The organism is Vibrio rubrogenes (genome assembly GCF_059641415.1).
In genome coordinates, this window is record NZ_JCARSY010000070.1 from 1 (window position 1) to 5,963 (window position 5,963).

The following is a 5,963-nucleotide window of genomic DNA, read 5'->3' on the forward strand; positions in this document are numbered from 1 at the left end:
TTTTTTTTAACGATAATCTTATGTCTTTTTTTAATTCCATTGTGTAACTTATTGTTATAGGCTTATATTGTTCAAGCTATGGACAATAAATGTAATTCTCAGGGCGGGGTGGAATTCCCCACCGGCGGTATATCTAAAACGATAAGCCCGCGAGCGCTCGATTTGTCGAGGTCAGCAGATCAGGTGAGAATCCTGGGCCGACGGTTATAGTCCGGATGAGAGAGAATTTAAACACACTAGATTTATCGCAACATTCAGTGCGAGGAAACTGTGTATTTCGCATTGTGTTTTATCCCTCCAAACTAGCCCTGATTCTGGTAATAAATTTGGAGAAACCATGAATCAAACATCATTACTTGCCAACTTTGGTAATTCAATCACCCGTGTCGAAAATGCTCTAACAGCTCTACAACATGGTCAAGGAGTCATGTTGCTAGATGATGAAAACAGAGAGAATGAAGGAGATCTGATTTTTTCTGCTGAGCATATTACTGACAAGCAAATGGCCCTCATGATTCGAGAGTGTAGCGGTATCGTTTGCCTGTGCCTTACAGAAGAACATGCCGATCGATTAGATCTACAAGCTATGGTTGATACTAATACCAGTGTTAACAAAACCGCTTTTACGGTATCAATTGAAGCAAAAATAGGAGTAACTACGGGAGTTTCAGCCCGAGATCGTGTTGCTACAGTAAAGGCAGCGATAGAACCAAGTGCTGTACCGAGTGATTTAGCTCGACCTGGTCATGTATTTCCTCTCCGAGCTAGGAATGGGGGCGTATTGAGCCGTAGAGGTCATACAGAGGGGACAATTGATCTAATGCAAATGGCTGGCCTTCAACCAGTAGGTCTACTATGTGAGCTTACTAACTATGACGGTACAATGGCTAATACCCTAGAAGTGATTGATTTTGCTAATTCTCATAACATGCCAGTTTTAACTATAGAAGATATAATTTTATATCGTAGTCAACTCAGTTCAATAACCGCCTAAACTAGATAAACCAGCGTCTTTATGGATGCTGGTCATTCAGTTATCAGTCTTCACTGCGACCAGTCAACACCAACGTAAGCTCTCTTCACCATTACGAGGGTGGGAAGTTTCGTCACATGAGCTAACGGCGCTGTTTGGATGCTATCTCGGATAGCGGTCACCAGAGCTTTGAGCTTTTTTCTCTCAGCTCGCTCTTTTGGGCCATCCGAAGACGGTGGTTTTGAAAAATTAGAGTAACTGGTTTTTAGCTTGTCTTCATAGTGGCGAAATAGTGGAATAGTGGCGAAGCTGTCCCCATAACTCTTCGATGAGTGCGTTAGCTTCATTGATATCAGAATCAATAGGTGGTGCATCTGCGAATTTGGATTTCTTCTTTTACATACTTTCACGATGAAGGCTACAAATGATCACTCAAGAAGAAAAAATGAACCAAGTGTGGAAAGCCACACTACAATTGTTGGAGAGTAAAAAGTCTCATACTAAGTAATAAAGATTCATACTAAGTAATAAAGATTCATACTGAGTATTAAAGTATCATCCTGAAATGGCGGCAATCACATCGATTGCCGCCATTTTTGTTATGAGCATGGGTATCTTTTAAAATACGATTGCATATGCTGTTGGTTTAATAATACCTTTATCTGACAAAATGCCATGATAAAGGTAGCAGAATAAACTTCACAGCTGGCAGTTATATCCAATGTTAGATTAATGACTACTTTCATTTTTTCTTAGTATCAAGAAAAACTGGGATTCACTAACATTAAAAATCTAAAAATGTGAACTTGATCAATAAGCGTTATCATATTGAATATATTGGATTAAATTCCTACTATTCTTAATTTTTAATCCTCTACGTATACATCATGTATAGGTTTTTGCCTCGTCGTTATAGACATGATGTATAGGTGGTGTATACTCAAAAAAGAAAACGAGGTGTAAGAATAAATGAAATCAGTCTATTTACAAATTGTTGATGACTTAATTGAAAGAATTAGTTCCGGAGAATATGAAGAAGGTTGTATGCTGCCCTCAGAAAGCACTCTGTGCGAGATTTACAACGTCAGTAGAATGACGCTAAGAAAATCTCTTGCATTACTGGTTGAGCAAGACTTTTTATTCAGGATAAAAGGAACAGGAACATTTGTTAAAAAGAACAAGTTGGCAATACATGGAGCATCTGAATTATTAGGTTTTTATAAAGAGGTGAAATCTCAAGGAAAAGATTTGACAACAGAAGTACTCACTTTCGAAATATTAGAATCTGATATTGTGGTGGGCTCAAAGTTAAATCTTGATACGCATGATATGGTATATCATGTCGAGAGGGTTAGATTTATTAATGGAGAACCAGAAATGGTGGAGCGTACATACATGCCTTTATCTCTGTTTTCTGATTTAACTGTTGATGTGATGAGGGAGTCAAAATATGAATACATCAAATCTAAGGGGCTTCGTATATCAAGAAGTAAGCAAATTGTACTTCCTGAATTAGCAGGAAAGAAACTAGCAAAATTACTATCTACTAGTGAAAACTATCCCTTATTGAAAGTTATCTCTATTGGAGAGCTCGATGATGGTACTATTTTTGAATATAGTATTAACTATTTTAAGTTAAGTGAATATAGTTTTGAATTCTATTCATATAACAATGATTAGCAATGATATTTATATATGGTTATGATTTAATTTTAAAAAAATAATGAAATACATGAGTAAGAGTATCATTAAAAAATGATTACTCTTATTCAGAAGTTGAATGAACATATCATATTAATATTGTAATTAAATATTATAGGGAGAACTATTTATTTTAAGGAAATTATTATTACCGAACCAATTGTATTTTGTTTAATAACATACCATTTTTTAATTAAGAGATAATTATGACTACAAAAATATTCCTGTGTTGTGCAGCGGGCATGTCTACCTCTATGGTTGTAAATAATATGCTAGAAGCTGCAAAAAAAAGAGAAATCGATGTTGAAATAAAAGCATATTCAATATCTGAATTTGAGGACGTAATAAATCAATATGATATTTGTCTTGTGGCACCACAAGTCAGCTATAAGTTTGATGACTTCAATAAGAGATGTGAAGATGAAGGGAAAAAATGTGCAAAAATAAACATGATGCTGTATGGAACACTAAATGGTGACGAAATTTTAACGCAAGCATTAGCGCTAAAAAGTAGCTAAACATAGGAAATGAAAATATGAAAAATAAAATTTTTAGTTTTCTAGAATATACACTTGCTCCAATAGCCGGTAAAGTTGGAGCTCAAAGACACGTTATGGCTATTAGGGATGCATTTATTGGTGCAATTCCTTTTATCATTGTGGGGTCATTTTTATTAGTAGTTGCCTATCCACCGTTTGATAAAACATCTACAAATTTATGGTCAACTTTCGCAGCAAACTACAAAGAACAAATTATGTTACCTTTTCACTATACCATGGGTATCATGACTTTGTGGATAGTATCAGGCCTTGGATATAATTTGGCAAGAAATTACAAAACACTTAACCCACACTTGGCAAGTTTACTCTCATTATCTACTTTTTTATTAGTTGCAGCCCCCATGGGAGATGGTGTTATTTCAACAGATAACATGGGAGGGAAGGGAATATTTACGGCCATGCTAATTGGTATTTATATTCCAGAAATGATGAATTTTTTGCATAAATATAATATTGGTTTAAAACTACCTCAACAAGTTCCAGAAAAAATTCGTCAATCTTTTGATTTATTAATTCCAGTCTTAGTTGTAGTGATAACAATTTATCCACTAAATTTATTTATCTACAATGAAACTGGTTTTATTCTTCCAGAAGCTATTATGGAATTGTTCAAACCTCTAGTATCTGCCTCTGACTCTTTAGGCGCTGTCTTACTCGTTACCTTTATTGCGCAGGTTTTATGGTGGGCAGGTGTACATGGTGCAGCAATTACTGGTGGTATTATAACTCCTTTTCTTCTATCAAATTTAACAGTTAACCAACAAGCTTTAGCACAAGGTGTTCCTGGTACGGAATTACCTACAATCTTTGCACAACCGCTAATCGACTTCTTTATTCAGGTCGGGGGCTCAGGCGCTACAATAGCACTTGTATTGCTCTTTATTCGCTCACGATCTCAGCATTTGAAAGCTATTGGTAAAATGTCATTGATCCCGGGAGTATTTAATATTAACGAACCAGTTTCATTTGGTACTCCGATCGTTATGAACCCGACTTTTTTCATCCCTTGGGTTTTAGCGCCTCAAATCTGTGGTGTAATTACGTGGTTTTCATTTAAATTTGAATTGCTAAATCGTATTGTGGCAATTCCACCTTGGACTACCCCTGCTCCAATTGGAGCCATGTGGGCTACCAATTGGTCGGTACAAGCCTTCTTTGTTGTCATGATTAACTTGGTCGTCGCAGGAATTATTTACTATCCATTCTTTAAAATGTATGAGAAGCAACTCGTAGATGAAGAAAAAGCTAAATTATACAATGAAAATAATATGGAAATTAATGAATTGCGGCCATAGGAATATTAGTGATAAATATATTAAATTCTTACGTATTCATGAAAAATAAAGGATTATTAAATGTCAAAAATAGATTTAAATGAAAATTCTCCAGTGTTAAGTGAAGAATATTTGATGGGTTTGTTGTGTTCTGCTGGTAGTGCACGTTCAGCAACTATGGAAGCAATGAGACATGCAAGATCGGGGAATATTGAAGAGTCTTTAAAAATGCTTGATCAAGCTGATGAGATGCTAAACAAAGTTCATAAAGATCAGACATACCTTATTGGCTTGGATGAAGGGGAGGGAAAAATAAAGATGACTCTTATTCTAACTCATATTCAAGATCATATTATGACAGGTATGCTTTGTCGTGATATTGCAAGTGAAATAATCGAATTATATAAAATTAACAGGAGTAAATAAATTGCTTAAAATAACAATTATTGGTGGAGGATCAAGTTATACTCCAGAAATTATCGAAGGATTCATTAAACGTTATAATGAACTTCCGATTACTCACATAGATTTATTCGATATTGAAGAGGGACGATATAAAGTTGAAACGGTTGGAGCTCTTGCTAAAAGGATGATCAAGAAATCCGGCTTAGATATTGAATTAAATATTAGTTTCAATAGAAGAGCATCATTGTCAGGCGCTTCTTTTGTATGTTCACAAATGCGGGTTGGTATGATTCCTGCGCGTATTGAAGATGAACTGCTTGGACATCGCTATGGAATGATCGGGCAAGAAACGAATGGGATTGGAGGATTTGCAAAGGCGATGCGTACAATCCCTGTCACTTTGGACTTATGTAGAGACATAGAAGATATTTGCCCTGATGCCTGGTTGATTAATTTTACGAATCCTTCTGGCATTATTACTGAGGCAGTTTTAAAACATACAAACGTTAAAGTCATTGGCCTGTGTAATGTTCCTGTTATTACGCAATACGGTATTGAAGAGCTATTAGGTAAAAATATTCAAGTCCAGTTTGCAGGGCTGAACCATTTTATCCATGCCTTTCATGTCTGGGATAATGGAAAGGATCGGATTAAAGAGCTACTAGAAAAAATGTGTCAAGGTGAGGATTTTGAACTTCCCAAAAACCTTGGTAAAGTTGAATGGGTACCGGAACAACTCATGCAGCTTGGTGCTTTACCCTGTGGTTATCATCAATATTATTATAAACAAGATGATGCGGAATTGAAGGAATTGAAATGTGAAAACTATGTAACCCGTGGAGAAGAAGTTCAGGCTATAGAGACCGAATTATTTAAATTGTACGAAGATTTAAATTTAGACGTTAAACCAAAGCAGCTTGAAGAACGCGGTGGTACATATTATTCAGATGCGGCTTGTGAGTTAATAAGCGCAATTTATAATGATAAACGTACACTAATGCACGTAAATGTACGTAACAACGGAACTATACCCGTTCAACTTGACGGAAC

Annotated in this window: 6 protein-coding genes, 1 pseudogene and 1 riboswitch; of the genes and pseudogenes, 6 read left to right on the forward strand and 1 reads right to left on the reverse strand. The window is 35.8% G+C overall.

Annotated features, from left to right (window positions below; genetic code table 11):
- Window positions 1–90 precede the first annotated feature (90 nt).
- A riboswitch (FMN riboswitch) is annotated at window positions 91–231 on the forward strand.
- 106 nt (window positions 232–337) lie between these two features.
- Window positions 338–994 (forward strand): 3,4-dihydroxy-2-butanone-4-phosphate synthase, encoded by a 657-nt coding sequence (gene ribB / locus AC55NX_RS20325; protein ID WP_496997386.1) that lies wholly within the window; start codon window positions 338–340, stop codon window positions 992–994.
- A gap of 144 nt (window positions 995–1,138) precedes the next feature.
- Here the strand turns inward: ribB and AC55NX_RS20330 are convergent.
- Window positions 1,139–1,336: pseudogene (locus tag AC55NX_RS20330) on the reverse strand (DUF6444 domain-containing protein); the annotation flags it as partial.
- A 606-nt stretch (window positions 1,337–1,942) separates the two neighbouring features.
- Here AC55NX_RS20330 and AC55NX_RS20335 point away from each other — a divergent pair.
- The 5 genes from AC55NX_RS20335 to AC55NX_RS20355 form a co-directional block, all read left to right on the forward strand.
- A complete protein-coding gene (locus AC55NX_RS20335; protein WP_496997387.1) occupies window positions 1,943–2,653 on the forward strand; it encodes a GntR family transcriptional regulator in 711 nt (236 codons plus the stop codon).
- Window positions 2,654–2,880: 227 nt separating this feature from the next.
- Entirely contained in the window at window positions 2,881–3,192 is a 312-nt protein-coding gene (locus tag AC55NX_RS20340; protein WP_496997388.1) for a PTS sugar transporter subunit IIB, read from the forward strand.
- 17 nt (window positions 3,193–3,209) lie between these two features.
- Window positions 3,210–4,529, forward strand: a complete 1,320-nt coding sequence (locus AC55NX_RS20345) for a PTS sugar transporter subunit IIC (protein ID WP_496997389.1) — start codon at window positions 3,210–3,212, stop codon at window positions 4,527–4,529.
- Window positions 4,530–4,589: 60 nt separating this feature from the next.
- Window positions 4,590–4,934 carry a PTS lactose/cellobiose transporter subunit IIA gene (locus AC55NX_RS20350; RefSeq protein WP_496997390.1) on the forward strand — a complete coding sequence of 115 codons (345 nt, stop codon included), beginning with the start codon at window positions 4,590–4,592 and terminating at the stop codon, window positions 4,932–4,934.
- A 1-nt stretch (window position 4,935) separates the two neighbouring features.
- On the forward strand, window positions 4,936–5,963 hold a 1,028-nt coding region (locus tag AC55NX_RS20355), incomplete at its 3' end, for a 6-phospho-beta-glucosidase (RefSeq protein WP_496997391.1).